Raw genomic sequence first — 17645 nt, 5'->3', positions numbered from 1 at the left:
AGGTTTAATTTCTAGTTAGTTATGGATACTTCTTTTTATCTTGAAAATTTTCAAAAAATAGTTGATCAGCTTGATTCAAAATTATTGAGTACAAAATCAATTGAAGTTTCAATTGGGGTTTATTTGGATTCTGTTTTTATAAAACTGTATAAAAAGTCTTGGGCAAGTAATTCTCAGGAACCATTAACTGCCGAATCACGAATTTTCTTTTCGGTTTGGGTAAATGATTCGACTTTGCAAAAGCAAAAAATCATGTACAATATTCATGCTTTAAAACTTAGAAAACTCAGCGGTTATAAAATACAAAGCCGAAAATTTGCTGAGGTATTTAGAGAAAGTTTTAAAGATTATGAAAACAACTGGCAAAATGTTAGCGTAAATCATGGTCCTTTGACTTTAATGGAAGGCTGGATAAAATTTGACTTAGAAAATCTGCAGGAAGAAGTTTTAAAACTTGCTAATAACTTTTTAGAAGTCCAACATTTAGTTGATGATACTCTTGATAAATTTAAATAAAAAATTAACAGCAAATAATCAGGTAAATAACGCTCAATAATACCATAAATTAAAAATGATTTCAAGCATAATTACAACTATTCTTTTCATGTTTTCATTTCTAATTTTTAGTAGATACCTGATACACTTATATTATAAAAGCCGACGCAAACTTCTTTTTAATCAAATTGGCGGTAAAGATTTTATCGAAATTAAAAATATTCCAACCGAAATTTACAGTAAAACTAAGACTTCTTTTAGCTGGAAAGATTACACTTCTAATATAATTCTCCTTGATGATGCATTATTAATATTGTTGAGAAACTCTATTTTAAATGGTTTAATCACTCAAAACCAATCTATAATTCAGATTTCTAAAACCGAAAACAATAGAAAACAACCCGGAGTAGAAAGAGTTTATTTTATCGAAAAAAAAGAATTCCGTGGAAATAAAATTTGTTTCCATTCTTCGCAAAAAGTTATTGTGACTGCCAAAATTGAAATTACTTTAAATTTTAAGGGAAATATTGAACAACTCGATAACGTAAAAAAATACGTTGATTAACAATTCCATCAAACGAAATATAAATAATGAAATACAAGCTTTTTCTTGATGAACTTAATTAACCGCAAGGCTCGCAAAGTTTTATTGCTTTTGATTGAGTTGAAAAACACAAAGATCGCAAAGCTTTACGTAAAGAACTTTGTCAAAGTTTTAAACTTTGACAAAGTTGAAATATTAACAATTATCGTCTAACGAAACATAAATAATGAAATACAAGCTTTTTCTTGATGATATTAGAGATGTAAAAATGGTTTACAAAAACTTAACTGACGATGATTTTGTTATAGTTCGGAATTTTGATGATTTTAAAAAAGTTATACTCGAAAACGGACTTCCTGAATTGATTAGTTTTGACAATGATTTAGGATTAGATGAAAATGATAATATTGCCGAAGATGGTTACGCCGCAGCAAAATGGCTGGTTTATGAATCTGGACTTGATTTAGAAAATCTAAAATTCAATGTTCACTCTGCAAATCCTGTTGCAGCGCGCCAAATTCAAAGTTTACTGGATAATTATATCAAGCATTTGAAAAGTTTAAATGATTAAATAACAACTCTTAATATGAATTTATTTAAATGGATTATAGTTTTTATTTTATTCTCATCTTGTAAAAATAATGATGAAAAAAAACTTCTTTATTCCGAATTAGACAATTACAATAAAGATCTAAAAACAATAATTAAATCACAAGAAAGTTACTTTGTCAGTCTATCACTTGAAAATAGTTTTTACAAAAAAAGATATGATAGTTTAAATAAAATAGAATTAAAACTTGAAGATTATTTTCAAAGAAACAGATATAAAGATCGTCATAAATTGATAGCAATCAGAGACACATTCAATAATAAGTTTAAACTGAATCTTAAACTGATACTTCCTTCTAATTATAAAAATATAAGTGATAGTGTTTTTAATAAACTTATTGAGACAGAATTTCTAAAAATGAGATTAGAATTTCAAAGTAGATATATGTTTTTTCATGGAGATAATTTCAAATAACTAAATCAATCGTAGTAAAAAAAATAGCCTAAAGCGCGACATTAAAACAAACAAAGGTCTCACAAATATTATCAATAAATTTAAACCGAACTTAATGAAACAACTTCTAGCAATTGTAATTGTATTCCTCTTCATTGCATGTAATTCAAAAAGCAACAAGAATTCTGAAACACTAAAATCTGAGAAACTACCTCCGAAAGTTGCACAAACTGATACTACAAAAATTTATCCGACGGAAAAAGCAACGGAAAAATTTGACACATTGATTACCAACAAAAATATTAAAATTTCTATTGTTCGCAGAGATCTGGACAGTTATGTTTTGCACGATTCTTGGGCTTCTGACAAAAAATATACTGACAAATATAGAAATGCAGAAATCGCGTTGACGATAACCCAAAATGAAAAAATAGTATTAGATACAGTTTTTAAAAAAGAACAATTTGCCAAATCTCTTGGAAACGATTTTTTAAAAATAGCGATTTTTCATAATTATTGGTTTAAAAATATTGACGAAAAAGGAATTGAATTTTTCGGAGTAATTACAGAACCTGAAACTGATAACACTTTAGATTTTAATCATTTTTATAATTTTAAAACTAAAAAATTAGAATTTGCTATCGCTAAACAAGAGGAAGAATAAGATATTTATTATCCTTTTTGATTAAGTAGCTAGCGCGAGTATTGGATTTAGTAAACGCTAAGATCACAAAGTTGTTCGTAGAACCTTTGTCAAAGTTCGAAACTTTGACAAAGGTCTAATCTCATTTACAGAATCTTACTCATATTATGGATTTCCATAATATTACTTTATTTTTAGGTTTTACATTTGAAATAATAAAATCTTATTTAATAAAAGTGCAAAAAAAATGATAAACCCTAAAGATATTTTAGTCCTAACCACTTCAGCAACTGATGGTTTAAAAATAAAAAAATATTTAAAACCAGTTTCTTCTCACATTGTTGCAGGAACTAATTTATTCAGTGACTTTTTAGGTGGATTAACAGATGTTTTTGGAGGTCGATCAAATTCTTATCAAAAACAATTATCTTCTCTCTATAATGAAGCAATAGAAAAAATAAAACAAAGTGCACATGAGATTGGTGCTAATTGTGTTATTGGACTTAGTATTGATATGGATGAAATTTCTGGAAAAGGTAAATCAATGTTTATGTTAACTGCTGTAGGAACTGCAGTCATAATTGAAAAAGATAATCCATCAAATCTTTCAACAACTCAAGATAAGCTTGAAAATGTTGGTGTCGAGAGAATAAATAATTTAAGACAAAGAAAGGATATTATTGAAAAAACCAAAAATAAAGATCTAACATACTACAATGATGAAATCTGGAATTTTATAACATTAAATCAAGTTGATGAAGTATTTCCATATATATTAAAAAATTACGCGAATGAAATAGAAAGCTTTCAATCAAGCTTTGATCTAAACCATATCTTCAACAAAAGTTTCTTAAGCTATCTTGATTCTTTAGAAGAAAATAAAAAAATAGCGCTAATTTACAATTCAATAGAAACAGAAACAAGTAATAGAATCGCAGTATATTTATCTAAAATAATTAAAGAGTTAAATTTATTGGATTTTGAAAAAAACATGAACTTACTTAAAAATTCTGATTTCAAAAAACAAAAAATTGGCTTAAAAATCGCCACTTATGACAAACCATTTTATAGTAAAAATGATATTGAAAGTTTAAATCAAACCAAAAGTTTTATTACTACTAATTTTCTTGAAAGGGGTTCATTTTCCACAAAAAAACAATTATTATCTTCTAAAGAAAAAGAGGTTTGGAATTGTGAATGCGGAAACAACTCCAATGAAATAGGAGAATATTGTGGAAGTTGTAACAATGATATTTTTGGATTTAAGGAAATTGAAATGAAGCCAACAGAAATTGTAAAGTATATCGAACAAAAAATCGAATTAATAAATGAGTATATTGAATAAACAACCAGAGAACTTGGTAATAAATCACTCATAAAAAACTAAAATTTAAAAAATAACTACATGGCTATAAATTACATTATTTCGGGCACAATTAATAACAATACTCAAGATTTTTTATTAATTATTGATGCAGTAGATACTCCAAACGGTAAAACTTTATATACAACAAATCTACATACGATTGAGTTATACAGAGGAAATTCTCAAAAACCATTTCATATTAATAATATATTGTCAAGAGAACTTATTGATAAACAAGAAGAGCTCCCATCATTTCTTGATTGTTTAATAGAAATCGAAAAATTTAATATTTCTAGTAATATAAAATTTAAGTTGGGCACTTATTTTGATTCTACACCTTCACGAGAGATATATTTTGAACTTAAGCACTTTATTAATACAAACTCAACAAAGATACCTTAATATCAATCGTCACGAGCGGAACGCTCGCGCTAGCGGCGAGAAATTTATAATGTTAAAGCATAAATCTCTCACAAAATCTTAAAATCGCAAAGATTTTGTCATTTCGAGGAACGAGAAATCTTCGTGAGAAGCTCGACAAAGCTTGGATTCTCGTTGCGGAGTTACTTGTGGAGATTTCTCGTTCCTCGAAATGACAAGATTGTGTTTAACTTTTATATATAATTTTTATTTCTAAAAGCTCAACTTAGTGACACTAAACTCTTGCTAAACAAACAACACAAAAAAAGCCTAATGAATATAATTTCATTAGGCTTTTTTTTAATTGTAAAAAGAATAAAATTATTTATCCTTTAATATATTTTGTAAAAACTCAACTTTGTCTTTTTCAGATTGAAGTAAACGTTCGTAAAGTTTTTTGTTTTCTTCTACTGATTCCATTAACTTATCTAATGGATTGAAAGTATATACTGGTCCATGCGAAAATGCTCCATTAGTTCCGCTATTATCATAGAAATTATTAAAATAATTAATTGCAGCTTCGTCTGAAAAGTTTTTAAGAGCTTCAACACTTACTCCTAAAGCTTTTGCGATATCAATAAGTCTTTCATCATCTATGGTATCACTGTTTTCTATAGCAGATATAGTCTGTTGACTAATTCCTAAAGCTTGCGCCAAAGCTTCTTGCTTCATGTCACGAAGTTCACGAATTCGGCTAATTTTTCGCCCTATATGGTTTGATTTTGTAAGTGTGCTCATAATTCAAAGATAATATTAAGGGTAATAACAAACAATATATAAAAAACATATTTTGCGATGTACGATACAAGCAAAATGATTTGTGGCGCAATAATTTATTACGTATTGTATGCTAAACAAAAGTACGTTTTTTGTGATATGAAATACTTAAAATAAAATTATACCACAATTTGTTCTTTTGAATATGCTTAGAAAACGCTGAGATCAGAAAGTTGTGAGAATCTTTGTCAAGGTTTTAAACTTTGAAAAAGTCAAAACTGAATTTTATCAAAATTTGATTTCGTTATTGGCTATTTTCGTCTTTTATGCCTTTTAGTAATGCATAAATTGCCATTGCGTGTCCTTGTCCTAGTTCAAAATCTGTTTTGAGCCAATTGACGATATCTCCTGCTTTTACTTCGGGTTTGAGTTTTCCGTCTTGTGTAAAGTTTTTTTGTTCTGCAAGTGCTCTAAATTCGGCGGGACCTTTGCCGGTTTTTTCTTTTATGGTTTTTAAATATCCTTGAAATGACATAAATATTTATTTAGTTGGTTAATCTATACAAACGAAAATACAATTAAATTTTAAAACTTACTAAGATTATTCTTATTTTTTTACGACAAAGTGTAGCTTGCGTGAGGGATAGAAGCTTGCTACCGAAGTAGCGTGTATAGCCCGACAGCAATTAAGAAAAGGCCTAATGTGCGCAAAGTTTATTAGGCCTTTTTTTAATTGGTGGCACGCCCAAATTATACTTAAAATGAGTTTCTGAAAAGTAAAAAACCTCGTAATCTAAATGATTACGAGGTTTTTTATTTATAAAGAGAAAGTGGTTTTTATTGCCCTCCAACTCCTACTAATGTTGGGTATTTGCCTGCTGTAAATATCCAATTTGCAGCTGTCCAGGTATTGCTATATGGAGTTCCTGATTTCATTTGAGCCGTTGTTTTTCCAACTGCTTCTCCTCCATCGTCCGATGTTGTTTGTCCTGTGGTTTGAATATCCCAAAAGCAATTTGGTGCTGAACTCCAGTTAAAATTTAAACCAACTAATCCGCCGCCAACTTCTACTTTTCCAGTTGCGTAACAGTTAAGTAATTCGCTGGCGTTCTTACCAATAAGTGCTCCACCGTTTTTGTATGGTCCGGTTACAGATCCTGTAGCGTAGCAATTTTCGACTGCGCAAAGGTAATTGTAGCCTACTAAACCTCCAACAAATGAATCTTTTCCTGAGACATTTACGGTACTATAACTGTTTAAAAGTTTACCCGGTTTTCCGTTCGCATCATTGTTGATTCCAACTAAACCTCCTACGTGTTTCTGAACTGAAAGTCCTGTAGAAGTAACTGTTCCGGTAGAATAACAATGAGAAATTGTTCCGCCTACGTTATTGGCAACCAACGCGCCTACGTTTCCGCTACCTTGAATATTTACAGCTGTTAATCCTAGATTTTTCACTACTCCTTTAGCGCCTAAAGTCGAAATAAATGCAACATCGTCATGACTGGTTCTTTTGATAGTCAAGTTTTTGATTACGTGATTATTTCCGTCTAAAGTTCCTCTGAAACTTTCGAAATCTCCAATTGGCATCCAACCTTGAGTCGCATAATCCGGAGCCAATATTTCTGTACCGTTAACGGCTGGCATCGTAATGTCATTCATCACTTTAAAGTTTGCCAAAAGATTATTATCTACCGTAAGAAGATGCGCTGGATTATAGATTCCGTATGGGTTTGCGTCTTTGTCGTAAGCTGGTATTTTGATAATATATGACTTTTTTGTTTTTCCGTCACCGGCAGTTACGGTAAAACTAAATCCTGTTGTATGATAGTCACTTTCTTCGTTTTCTCCAGATTGTGTGATTTCGGCTCCCGGAGGCAAAATTGGAAATCCTGTAACAAAATCAAGACCAGCCGGAGCATTATAGATTGTGTTTGTTCCTTCTTTTAGTCCTGAAAGTTCCCAATAGGCTTCGTCATTAGAACCTTCAAAAGTAAAACCTAATATATCTGCCGAATTTGGTGGTGTTATTGTGTAATTTTGTTTGGTTCCGTCTTCTGCCGTAACGGTATAAGTGATGACTTTGCTAAAATTATTTTTGGTTGTACCACTTACCTGAACAACATCGGCTATGGTAACTTTGGTTCCTGTTGTGGTAAATGTAGCTGCCAGATTAGTCAAATCTGTTCCGCCAGGAAACGTAAGCGAAATAGTATGTGCACTTTCATCAATCGTACCTTTTACTACAGGATTTACAAAAGAAAAAGAGGTAATTGCTTTGGCACTGCTTAATGGTTTTACTACGCCTTCGTCAATCCCTTCATTTGAGCATGAATAACCTACTACAAGTAATAATGCCAACATGCCTACATATTTGAAAAATGGCATTGCGGCAAATTTTAATTTTTTAATCATTCTTTTAGTTTTTTATTTGATAATTTATGGAAAATGAGAACTGAATGCGGTTCAGTTTGCTCTAAAAGTTTAATTTTTTATTTCTTTAAGATGAATTCATGCGGTTTCTTTGGTTATTGGTTAGTTAGTTTGTTTTTAAAGTGAAATTCTTATAAAAAATAATACTTAATCTTTGAGACATGTTTACACAAAGAACTTAATTAGTATAAAAACATCAGAAATGTTACAAAAAATATGTAAAATTATTCTGTAATCTATGATTAAATGTCAACTTATTCTTAACGATGAAATTCCAGTACTTTATAACACAAAAAAAAGCCTAATAACACAATGTTTATTAGGCTTTTTTCAAATTATAACGCGCTCTACATTAGCTTCAAAGCTTTTCTTTCTTCTTTCTTCTTGCTTCTACTAGTCACTACTCTACTTTAATTTCGTTCTCTTCTTCAAACAATAATTTGATGTTTTCATACGAGTTTTTAAGTGCTTCTTTAATTTGTTCGGGATTTAGCCAAGCTACTTTTTCGATTCCTTCATTGGCTTGACCAACTGGAGTTCCTTCAAAATCTGAAAACATTTCGAACCAATGTGTGATCTTCAATTTGTATTTACCGTTACGTTTAAAAACGTGATATGTTTTTTGAAGTTTATTGGTAATTCTTAATTGGTTTACGCCGGTTTCTTCTTCGACTTCGCGCATTGCTGTGGCTTCAATCTCTTCACCTTTCTCGATTCCGCCTTTTGGTAAGTCCCATTTTCCGTTTCTGAAGATAAATAAAACCTCGCCTTTTTTATTGTACACAAAGCCTCCACCCGCTTTCTGTACAGGAATTTTAGCTTTTAATGTTTTCATTATTTCCTTTTCGTCAGGATGATATAAGTAAGCCTTTTGAATTTTATTTTGAAATATTTTCACTATAAGCTGCTCGATATCAATACTCTCTAATAGGAATAATTGAAAATTAGTCTCTCTTGAGATTTCATTTGTCAAAAAAAGTGGTTTGTCGTTCACAAAAACTTTATACATTTGTACTATGATTTTTAATAAAGATACTGCCGAAAAAACAGCCGAATTGCTTTTGCAAATAAATGCAATTAAATTGAATCCCGAAAATCCTTTTACATGGGCTTCTGGTTGGAAATCTCCTATTTACTGCGATAATAGGTTAATTCTTTCATTTCCTATCATCCGAAACTACGTTCGTGATGAGTTTGCGAAAAATATTGAAAAACAATTTGGGAAACCAGATGTCATTGCCGGTGTTGCTACAGGCGCCATTGGTATTGGAATTCTTGTTGCCGAAAGCCTTGGATTGCCATTTGTATATGTGCGTCCGGAAGCTAAAAAACACGGAAGACAGAACCAAGTTGAAGGTTTTTTACAAAAAGGTCAAAATGTTGTTGTCGTTGAAGATTTAATCAGCACAGGAAACAGCAGTTTAATGGCCGTGGAAGCTTTACGTAACGAAGGTGCTAATATAAAAGGTATGGCAGCGATTTTTACGTATGGTTTTAATGTTGCTGAAGAAAACTTTAAAAATGCTAATATCGATTTGTATACTTTAAGTAATTACGAAAACTTATTGGAATTAGCGGTTCAAAAACAATACATTACCGAAGAACAACAATCGACTTTACAAGAATGGAATGCAATTCCATCGACTTGGGGACAAGAGGAATAATTTTAGATTGCTGATTTTAGATTTTAGATTGCTAAAATTGATTTTCAAGATAAAGCTTTGTGAACTTTGTGTTCTATAAAATTTACAACATAAAAAAACCTTGCGCACTTTGCGGTAAAAAAATAAATAAAAAATAAAATATGAACTTAGAAAGTCCAAAAGTTACTGTTCAGAAATCAGCTCAAGATTTATTTGATTTATTGACTGATGTTAAGAATTTTGAAAAATTAATGCCGGATAATATTGCTAAATTTGAAGTAACAGGCGAAGATGCTTTTATTTTTGGATTGAAAGGTATGCCGGAAATAAAACTAAAAATGAAGGAAAAAGTAGCACCAAACAAAATTGTTCTTGGAGCTGCAAGTGATAAACTTCCATTTACTTTGGTTTCAAACATTGATAGTGTTTCTGATACTGAAAGTGCTGTACAACTTCAATTCGAAGGAGAATTTAATGCTATGATGGCGATGATGATCAAAGGACCAATTAGCAAATTCATCGAAACATTAGCAACTAATATGACAAAATTATAATTGTTAATTATTGATTGTTAATTATTAATTTTCGAATTATATAAAATTTAAAAAGCCTGATTTTACGATCAGGCTTTTTTTGTGATCTTAAAATAAGAAGAAACAAAACTCTGTGTTTTGCGAAATCAAAAAAAGACGCACTGCTGTGCGCCTCTACATAAAACCTTTGAACCTTTGAACCTTAAAAAAAACACTTCATCCTCAAAAAACTACAGTTCAGAACTATTAATTATTTCAACCTAAATTATTGACCGAAGTTTGATCCATCAACTAACAAAAACCAAGTTATGGAAGCAACTATCAAGATTTTAATTTACATTCATGCCTTCTTTGGCGGAATTGGACTTATCACAGGAATTGGAAGTATTATGGTCAAAAAAGGTGGAGTATTACACCAAAGAATGGGTAAACTATTTTCTATAGGAATGGTTACAAGTTCTCTAATTTCTATTCCGATTTGCTGGATGCCAAATCATCAGAATATCTTTTTATTTCTAATTGGATTGTTTACCATTTATCTGGTTATCTCCGGAAATAGAGCGTTAAGTTTTAAACGTAAATTAAAAGCTGATTTTGTAGATAAATTAATTTCCGGAAGTATGTTATTCTTTTCTGTAATAATGATTTCTATTGGAATATATTGCCAATTGAATGCTATTGAAAATGGTATTTTGTTTACTTTCTTTGGTGGTTTTGGGTTCTATATGACGGTTAAAGATTTTATTTTCTTCAAAAACCTTTCTGTATCAAACAAAAACTGGCTTTCTAAACACATCGGAAAAATGATTGGAGCTTTAATTGCCTCTGTAACCGCATTTATCGTTGCCGGAATTGGAATTGGAAATATAATCGCCTGGATGACGCCTTCAATATTAGGGACTTTCTATATTATTTATTGGAATAGAAAAATAGCGCCAAAACCAGTAAAAGTAGTTGAGGTTTAGAGAAATTGCCCACGGATTTGGCAGGTTAAACGGATTTATGCTGATTATTTTTTAATCATTTTAATCCATGTTATCTGTGGCAAAAAAACAAGTTAGACGCACTACAGTGCGTCTCTACGTTAAAAAAAACGTTAGAACCTTCTTCAATAAAATTTTGTTTCTCGCAGATTTTGCAGATTGAGCAGATTTATGCTCCATTTTTAACTCTAAATAATCCTTTTTAATCTATGGAAAAAAATAGGTTAACATAAGTTAGGCGTACTACAGTGCGCTTCTACCTTAAACCTTTGCACCTTTGCAACTCAGAACCTTTGTCCCTCTTTTAATAAAGCATCTGAACTTCTTTAATGTCGAATTCTGAAATCGAATCATCTTCAAGCAAAATTTGAATCTTTCCAACGGGAGAAACGCCTTGAATAATTCCCATAAAATTCTGTCCTGAAGATTGAGGATCAAGATTTTTGAAAGGCATTGGAACACCTTTTCTAAATAAAGTATCAAAATAAGTTGTCCAGAAATCATCTGAATTAGTATTCCATAATTCGATTTTTTCTTTCATTTTTTCGATAATTAAAACTGGTAAAGCATCTTTATCAAAAGAATGTCCGGCGATAACTGCCAAGGAAGAAGCATTTGGCAATTGATCAAAATTAGTTTGATTGACATTTAGTCCTAATCCGACAACTGACACGATCCTGCCATCGCTTTTTATGGTATTTTCTATTAGTATGCCACCAATTTTTTTATTGTATGACATAATGTCGTTCGGCCATTTTATACTTAAATCAGAAATATTTAACGTTTTTAAGACCTCAATTACAGCTAATGAAACTACTATACTCAGGTTAAAAAATTGTTCATTATTATATAAAAAATCCTTAACCAAGGCACTCATAATTAAGTTTTTACCTGATTCCGACTGCCACTTTGCTCCCATCTGTCCTTTTCCTTTTGTCTGATTTTCAGCCGTTACGACAGTGAAATTATCAAGCTCATCTTGGCTTGACAATGATTTTAAGAAATCATTTGTTGAATCTATGGCATCGAGTTTGATTAGTTTCATTTAAGTAATTTAAATAACTTAATTTAATATTTTGTTAAGGTTCAAAAATAATCACAAAATTTGGTAACTTTACAAATTCATATAAAATAATTCATGGCGAAAAAGACTATTAATAATGATGTTCTATTGGCGAACATAATCAAAGGGATTGAAGAAGTAAAAGGAAATGATATCGATATTCTTGACTTAAGAGAAATAGACACGGCTGTTTGTGACTATTTTGTAATTTGCAACGGAAGCTCTAATACCCAAGTTAACGCCATTGTAAACTCAATTCAAAAAACAGTATCCAAAGATTTAAAAGACAAACCTTGGCACGTAGAAGGAACCGATAATGCAGAATGGGTTCTAATGGATTATGTGCATATCGTGGTACATGTTTTCCAGAAACACATTCGTGAATACTATAATATCGAAAGCCTTTGGGGTGACGCCAAAATAACTACAATCGAAAACAAATACTAAAGAAAATTTTTTCTAATGGCTAAAGATAATAATCCAAATCCGAGTAAATTTAAAATAAGTCCTTGGTTAATATATACCGCAATACTTTTAGTTTTTTTATTTATAAGTTTTGCAACCGGTGGATCTAACTTAAGCGAGCCTGCTCAATTAACTTCTTCTAAATTCAATGTATTATTAGAAAAAGGAGAAATTGAAAAAGTTAACGTTTATAATAAAGCTGAAGCTGAAGTATACTTGACGCAAGCGGCTCTTAAAGATGCTGCTAACAAAAAAGTAGCTAAAGATATTTTTGAAAGACCTAACAAAGGTCCTCACTATACTTTAGAAATTGGTAACGATCAGATTTTTCAAACTAAATTAGAAAAAGCAGTTGCCGAAAAGAAACTGAAAGATTATAATTTCTTGCAAAAAAATAATTGGACTGATATTCTAATCAGCTTACTTCCTATCATCATTATTATTGGTGTATGGATTTTCATTATGCGTAAAATGTCAGGTGGCGCAGGTGGCGGTGGCGGACAAATTTTCAACATTGGAAAATCTAAAGCTAAATTATTTGACGAGAAAACTGATATCAAAACTACATTTAAAGATGTTGCAGGTTTAGAAGGTGCTAAAGAAGAAATACAAGAAATTGTAGAATTCTTGAAAAACCCTGAAAAATACACCAATCTTGGAGGTAAAATTCCAAAAGGAGCTTTACTTGTAGGACCTCCGGGAACTGGTAAAACTTTGCTTGCAAAAGCGGTTGCCGGTGAAGCTCAGGTTCCTTTCTTCTCATTGTCAGGTTCTGATTTCGTAGAAATGTTTGTAGGTGTTGGTGCTTCACGTGTTCGTGATTTATTTAAACAAGCAAAAGAAAAATCTCCTGCTATTATCTTTATCGACGAAATCGATGCTGTTGGTAGAGCAAGAGGAAAAAGCAATATGTCAGGCGGAAACGACGAGAGAGAAAATACATTGAACCAATTACTAACAGAAATGGACGGTTTTGGTACAAACTCAAACGTAATTGTTTTGGCTGCAACAAACAGAGCTGATGTTCTTGATAAAGCTTTAATGCGTGCTGGACGTTTTGACAGACAAATTTTTGTTGACTTACCAGACATTCGCGAAAGAGCAGAAATCTTTGCAGTACACTTAGCGCCTATCAAAAAAGTTGAAGGTCTTGACCTTGATTTCTTAGCAAAACAAACTCCGGGATTCTCTGGTGCTGATATTGCAAACGTTTGTAACGAAGCTGCATTAATCGCTGCCCGTAATAACAAAACTGCAGTTGATAAACAAGATTTCCTTGACGCTGTTGACAGAATTATTGGTGGTCTTGAAAAGAAAAATAAAATTATTACTCCAGAAGAGAAAAGAGCAATCGCAATTCACGAAGCTGGTCACGCAACAGTAAGCTGGATGTTAGAACATGCTGCACCACTTATTAAAGTAACTATTGTGCCTCGTGGACAAAGTTTAGGAGCTGCTTGGTACTTACCAGAAGAAAGACAAATCGTGAGAACAGACCAAATGTTAGACGAAATGTGCGCAACAATGGGTGGAAGAGCTGCTGAAAAAGTAACTTTTGACAGAATTTCGACTGGTGCATTGAGCGATTTAGAAAAAGTTACACGTCAGGCGCGTGCAATGGTAACTATTTACGGTTTGAATGATAAAATTGGAAATGTTACTTATTACGATTCAACAGGACAAAGTGAATACAACTTCTCTAAACCTTATTCTGATGAAACTGCAAAAATAATTGATAAAGAAATTTCAGAATTAATTGAAGGTCAATATCAAAGAGCAATTCAAATTTTAGAAGAAAACAAAGACAAGTTAAATCAGCTTGCTGATATATTAATTGAAAAAGAAGTTATTTTTAAAGATGACTTAGAAACAATTTTCGGAAAACGTACTTTTGATAAAAATTTAGAAGAAGTGGTTTCGTAAATTATTCAGAAATATGCAATATTTTTTAAAATCTTAATTCAAAATAGCCTTTTGAATTAAGATTTTTTTATCTTTGAACGTTTTCAATTAACATGTAAAGTATTTCATATAAAAATGAATTTTTTCAAAAAAATATTTGGTTCAAGTGATGCCGCTTCCGACGAAGAGAATGAAAGCGAATATGCAGGCAATTCCATTCAGGATAGCCATTTGTCTATAGACGAAAGGTTCATTTTCAATTTTAAGAAAAACGGAGGAAAGTTTTTGTATTGTGAAAACAAACAAGAAGTAGCAGAACAATTTGAAAATATTTTAGAAGAAAACGATTGGTTCGAAAATGAAGTTCTTTGTTATGAACCAGGTCTTTTTCATTTATTAGATGAAAACAAGTTACTTTATATTGCACCAACAAGACCAAAATTCCTTTTGGCAAGCTGCGAAAATCTAATTGCTGATGAAGGTTCTATTTTGTTCTCTTCAAAACAAATCAGACAAAACAAACCAAACGAATTACCTGCAAATATTGTAATTATTGCTACAACAAGTCAGATCCTTTCTATAAAAAGTGATGGTTTAAGTGCCATTAAACGTAAATACGAAAGAGATTATCCTACTAACATTACCACAATAAAATATTTCGAAAAAGCGAAAGAAGAGGATTTTACACAATACGGAAGTGTTGCCAAGAATCTTTATTTATTGCTCTTAGAAGATCTTTAAGATGAATGAAACACTCAAGAGAACCATTTCTGGTGCTGTTTATATCGCTTTATTACTAACTTCTATTCTGTTTTCAACAGAGAGTTTTATCATTCTTTTTGGTATTTTTCTAATTATTGCAACTTATGAATTTTGCAATTTAGTTAATATCAATAAAGTTATTTCTATTCTATTTGTTACGCTGTTTTACTCTACGGTTTCTTTAATTAGTTTTTATAGAACCGAAACGGAGAATTACATCAACAAATTTCTAAAAGATAATATCCAAATTACAGTTGATACAGATAAATTATTTTCTGTTTTACTTATAATCACTCTGATTGTCTCTATAAAATGTATTTTCTTTTTATTTGATGATACTCAAAGTATTAGTAAAGCTTCAAAATACATTTATTTGATTGGGTATATTATGCTGCCTTTTCTTTTTATCACAAAAATTTCTTTCGGAATTAAAGATTATAATCCAAAAATTATTATTGGTTTATTTGTCTTAATCTGGACCAACGATACTTTTGCCTATCTGGTTGGGAAATCTATGGGTAAACACAAATTATTTGAACGTATTTCTCCTAAAAAAACAATAGAAGGTTTTCTTGGCGGAGTTGTTTTTGCTGCTTTTGCCGGTTTTTTAATATCAAAATTATACATACAGCCTAAACCTGAATTTAGCAATAAATCTATCTTAATCTGGATGATAATTGCTTTAATTGTTAGCATTTTTGGAACTATTGGAGATTTGATCGAATCAAAATTCAAAAGAGTTGCAGGTGTAAAAGACAGTGGCTCGATAATGCCTGGCCACGGAGGTGTATTAGATCGACTAGATAGTGTTATATTTGTAGCACCAATTATATTTTTATTTTATCAAATTTTATATTATGTTTCATAAAGAAGGAGGACCATCCATTTTATTAGGTACTGTATTTGCTGTTGCCGTAATTTTGCTTGCTGAAAAATTTATTGATATCAGTTGGTTAAGAATACTAGTGCAACTAGCAGGTTTATTGGTTTTGATTATTATTTTACAATTCTTTAGAAATCCTAAAAGAATTGCAATCAGAAACAGCGATCATATTCTTGCTCCTGTTGACGGAAAAGTTGTGGTTATCGAAGAAGTTTATGAAGGTGAATTCTTCAAAGACAAACGTTTACAAGTTTCTATTTTCATGTCGCCAATTAACGTACACGTTACACGTTATGCTATGGACGGTATTATAAAATTTAGTAAATACCACCCTGGTAAGTTTTTAGTTGCATGGCATCCAAAAGCAAGCGAGGAAAACGAAAGAACAACTGTTGTAATTGAAAACGAAACTTTCGGACAGATTCTATACAGACAAATTGCAGGTGCTTTGGCACGTAGAATTGTAAATTATGCACAAGAAGGAATGCAGGTTGTTCAGGGAACTGATGCCGGTTTCATTAAATTTGGTTCAAGAGTAGATTTATTTTTACCTTTAGGTACTCCAATTAATGTAGTATTAAACCAAAAAGCAATTGGAGGAAAAACCATTATTGCTACAAAAGCTTAAATGACCGAAAAAGATTTAGATACTCGTTTTTCAGAGGCTGTAGAAACTGCTTTAAAAATGACTCAGGCCTCGCTGCCACAAGATGTGCAGCTAAGGCTTTATGCTTATTACAAACAGGCAACTTTTGGATCAGCTGTTTACAATCAATCTGAGAATTTTGATTTACGTGATGCTTTCAAAACAAATGCTTGGATGCAAATAAGTCGTATATCAATCGATGAGGCTAAAGAATGCTACATAGAAATTATTAATTCATTAATATCAAAATAACTAACATTATGGAGAAAAACATTACTCGTTTTGGGATTCTAGCTTCATTTTTATTATTATTTTCTTGTAATGATAATAATAAGCTAACTGAAGTTGTAGAAGTTCCTTTGCCTACAAAAGAAGAAAAAATAACGATTGGATCTCCAAATGATGTAAAAGCAGATCCGGGATCTTTTGAATTAACAAAACTTCCTTTTTCTTATGATGGATTGGCGCCGGCAATAAGAACGCTCACTATGGAAACGCATTATTCAAAGCATTATTTAACGTATACGAATAATCTAAATAAGGAGATTTTAAATACTGAATTTGAAAACTTGCCAATTGAAGATATCTTAAAAAAAATGGATCTCAACAATGCAAAACTTCGTCAAAATGCTGGTGGATATTACAATCACACTTTGTATTTTAATATTCTGACTCCAAAAGAGACAACTCCAAAAGATACTTTGGTTGGTTCTATAAATAAAGAATTTGGTTCATTTAGCAACCTTACAAATCAGTTTAAAGGTCAGGCAACAAAGCAATTTGGTTCTGGCTGGGTTTGGTTAGTAGTTGACAGATACGGAAAACTACAAGTAACGACGACTGATAATCAAGATAATCCGTTAATGAAAAATGCTTTGATTCCCGGAACTCCTATTTTAGGAATTGATTTATGGGAACATGCTTATTACTTGGATTACCAAAACAGAAAAGGAAGTTATATTGATGCTTTTTATCAACATATAAATTGGGAAAAAGTAAACGAAAACTACATAGAGGCTTTAAAGAAAGTCAAAAAAGTATAAAAACAAAAAAAAGCTGATACAATAAGTATCAGCTTTTTTTTGATTCCATAGAACTGCCCTATTTCTATTAAGACTTCAGAAGAAGAATAAAACCTTTTATT

22 protein-coding genes are annotated in these 17645 nt (G+C 31.2%); 17 read left to right on the top strand and 5 right to left on the bottom strand.

Annotation, left to right across the window (positions count from 1 at the left end; genetic code table 11):
* The first annotated feature begins 21 nt into the window (after positions 1 to 21).
* The 7 genes from WN975_RS02690 to WN975_RS02660 all read left to right on the top strand — a co-directional run bounded on the left by WN975_RS02690 (position 22) and on the right by WN975_RS02660 (position 4453).
* Positions 22 to 516: a hypothetical protein gene (locus WN975_RS02690; protein WP_337965097.1), complete on the top strand. Its 495-nt coding sequence runs from the start codon at positions 22 to 24 to the stop codon at positions 514 to 516.
* A 55-nt stretch (positions 517 to 571) separates the two neighbouring features.
* Complete coding sequence (locus WN975_RS02685; protein WP_337965096.1) at positions 572 to 1060, top strand: hypothetical protein; 489 nt, start codon at positions 572 to 574, stop codon at positions 1058 to 1060.
* A 205-nt stretch (positions 1061 to 1265) separates the two neighbouring features.
* Complete coding sequence (locus WN975_RS02680; RefSeq protein WP_337965095.1) at positions 1266 to 1610, top strand: hypothetical protein; 345 nt, start codon at positions 1266 to 1268, stop codon at positions 1608 to 1610.
* Positions 1611 to 1625: 15 nt separating this feature from the next.
* The gene (locus WN975_RS02675) at positions 1626 to 2063 is read left to right on the top strand and encodes a hypothetical protein (RefSeq protein WP_337965094.1); all 438 of its coding nucleotides are present in this window, start codon (positions 1626 to 1628) and stop codon (positions 2061 to 2063) included.
* Positions 2064 to 2157: 94 nt separating this feature from the next.
* Positions 2158 to 2706, top strand: coding sequence for a DUF4738 domain-containing protein (locus WN975_RS02670; protein WP_337965093.1), 549 nt, complete (start codon positions 2158 to 2160; stop codon positions 2704 to 2706).
* A gap of 226 nt (positions 2707 to 2932) precedes the next feature.
* Positions 2933 to 4030 (top strand): YbjQ family protein, encoded by a 1098-nt coding sequence (locus WN975_RS02665; RefSeq protein ID WP_337965092.1) that lies wholly within the window; start codon positions 2933 to 2935, stop codon positions 4028 to 4030.
* 60 nt (positions 4031 to 4090) lie between these two features.
* Entirely contained in the window at positions 4091 to 4453 is a 363-nt protein-coding gene (locus WN975_RS02660) for a hypothetical protein (RefSeq protein ID WP_337965091.1), read from the top strand.
* A gap of 339 nt (positions 4454 to 4792) precedes the next feature.
* Here WN975_RS02660 and WN975_RS02655 read toward each other — a convergent pair whose 3' ends face one another.
* The 4 genes from WN975_RS02655 to WN975_RS02640 all read right to left on the bottom strand — a co-directional run bounded on the left by WN975_RS02655 (position 4793) and on the right by WN975_RS02640 (position 8630).
* A complete protein-coding gene (locus tag WN975_RS02655) occupies positions 4793 to 5209 on the bottom strand; it encodes a helix-turn-helix transcriptional regulator (protein WP_337965090.1) in 417 nt (138 codons plus the stop codon).
* A gap of 283 nt (positions 5210 to 5492) precedes the next feature.
* Complete coding sequence (locus WN975_RS02650) at positions 5493 to 5723, bottom strand: DUF4287 domain-containing protein (protein WP_337965089.1); 231 nt, start codon at positions 5721 to 5723, stop codon at positions 5493 to 5495.
* Between the two features lie 302 nt (positions 5724 to 6025).
* On the bottom strand, positions 6026 to 7603 hold the full coding sequence (locus WN975_RS02645) for a GLUG motif-containing protein (RefSeq protein WP_337965088.1): 1578 nt from the start codon (positions 7601 to 7603) through the stop codon (positions 6026 to 6028).
* Between the two features lie 418 nt (positions 7604 to 8021).
* Complete coding sequence (locus tag WN975_RS02640; RefSeq protein ID WP_337965087.1) at positions 8022 to 8630, bottom strand: NUDIX domain-containing protein; 609 nt, start codon at positions 8628 to 8630, stop codon at positions 8022 to 8024.
* 7 nt (positions 8631 to 8637) lie between these two features.
* Here WN975_RS02640 and pyrE point away from each other — a divergent pair, with 7 nt between their 5' ends.
* The 3 genes from pyrE to WN975_RS02625 all read left to right on the top strand — a co-directional run bounded on the left by pyrE (position 8638) and on the right by WN975_RS02625 (position 10762).
* Positions 8638 to 9285: an orotate phosphoribosyltransferase gene (pyrE, locus tag WN975_RS02635; protein WP_337965086.1), complete on the top strand. Its 648-nt coding sequence runs from the start codon at positions 8638 to 8640 to the stop codon at positions 9283 to 9285.
* A 140-nt stretch (positions 9286 to 9425) separates the two neighbouring features.
* Positions 9426 to 9818, top strand: a complete 393-nt coding sequence (locus tag WN975_RS02630; protein ID WP_099711725.1) for an orotate phosphoribosyltransferase — start codon at positions 9426 to 9428, stop codon at positions 9816 to 9818.
* 287 nt (positions 9819 to 10105) lie between these two features.
* Entirely contained in the window at positions 10106 to 10762 is a 657-nt protein-coding gene (locus WN975_RS02625) for a hypothetical protein (protein ID WP_337965085.1), read from the top strand.
* A gap of 322 nt (positions 10763 to 11084) precedes the next feature.
* Here the strand turns inward: WN975_RS02625 and WN975_RS02620 are convergent, their stop codons facing one another.
* Positions 11085 to 11825, bottom strand: coding sequence for a biotin--[acetyl-CoA-carboxylase] ligase (locus tag WN975_RS02620; RefSeq protein ID WP_337965084.1), 741 nt, complete (start codon positions 11823 to 11825; stop codon positions 11085 to 11087).
* A 93-nt stretch (positions 11826 to 11918) separates the two neighbouring features.
* Here WN975_RS02620 and rsfS point away from each other — a divergent pair, with 93 nt between their 5' ends.
* The 7 genes from rsfS to WN975_RS02585 all read left to right on the top strand — a co-directional run bounded on the left by rsfS (position 11919) and on the right by WN975_RS02585 (position 17544).
* Positions 11919 to 12290: a ribosome silencing factor gene (rsfS, locus tag WN975_RS02615; RefSeq protein WP_007809313.1), complete on the top strand. Its 372-nt coding sequence runs from the start codon at positions 11919 to 11921 to the stop codon at positions 12288 to 12290.
* Positions 12291 to 12305: 15 nt separating this feature from the next.
* Positions 12306 to 14231, top strand: a complete 1926-nt coding sequence (ftsH, locus tag WN975_RS02610) for an ATP-dependent zinc metalloprotease FtsH (RefSeq protein WP_337965083.1) — start codon at positions 12306 to 12308, stop codon at positions 14229 to 14231.
* A gap of 114 nt (positions 14232 to 14345) precedes the next feature.
* The gene (locus WN975_RS02605) at positions 14346 to 14951 is read left to right on the top strand and encodes a lactate utilization protein B/C (protein WP_121325715.1); all 606 of its coding nucleotides are present in this window, start codon (positions 14346 to 14348) and stop codon (positions 14949 to 14951) included.
* Between the two features lies 1 nt (position 14952).
* The gene (locus tag WN975_RS02600) at positions 14953 to 15840 is read left to right on the top strand and encodes a phosphatidate cytidylyltransferase (RefSeq protein ID WP_337965082.1); all 888 of its coding nucleotides are present in this window, start codon (positions 14953 to 14955) and stop codon (positions 15838 to 15840) included.
* Positions 15830 to 16483 (top strand): phosphatidylserine decarboxylase family protein, encoded by a 654-nt coding sequence (locus tag WN975_RS02595; RefSeq protein WP_099711719.1) that lies wholly within the window; start codon positions 15830 to 15832, stop codon positions 16481 to 16483. Before WN975_RS02600 ends, WN975_RS02595 begins: the two co-directional genes overlap by 11 nt.
* Entirely contained in the window at positions 16484 to 16753 is a 270-nt protein-coding gene (locus tag WN975_RS02590) for an acyl-CoA-binding protein (RefSeq protein WP_099711718.1), read from the top strand.
* An 8-nt stretch (positions 16754 to 16761) separates the two neighbouring features.
* Positions 16762 to 17544 carry a superoxide dismutase gene (locus tag WN975_RS02585; RefSeq protein WP_337965081.1) on the top strand — a complete coding sequence of 261 codons (783 nt, stop codon included), beginning with the start codon at positions 16762 to 16764 and terminating at the stop codon, positions 17542 to 17544.
* Positions 17545 to 17645: the final 101 nt, after the last annotated feature.

Origin of the sequence: uncultured Flavobacterium sp. (genome assembly GCF_951805225.1) — a bacterium.
Lineage (GTDB): Bacteria > Bacteroidota > Bacteroidia > Flavobacteriales > Flavobacteriaceae > Flavobacterium.
This window is presented reverse-complemented; position numbering and strand designations above follow the sequence as displayed.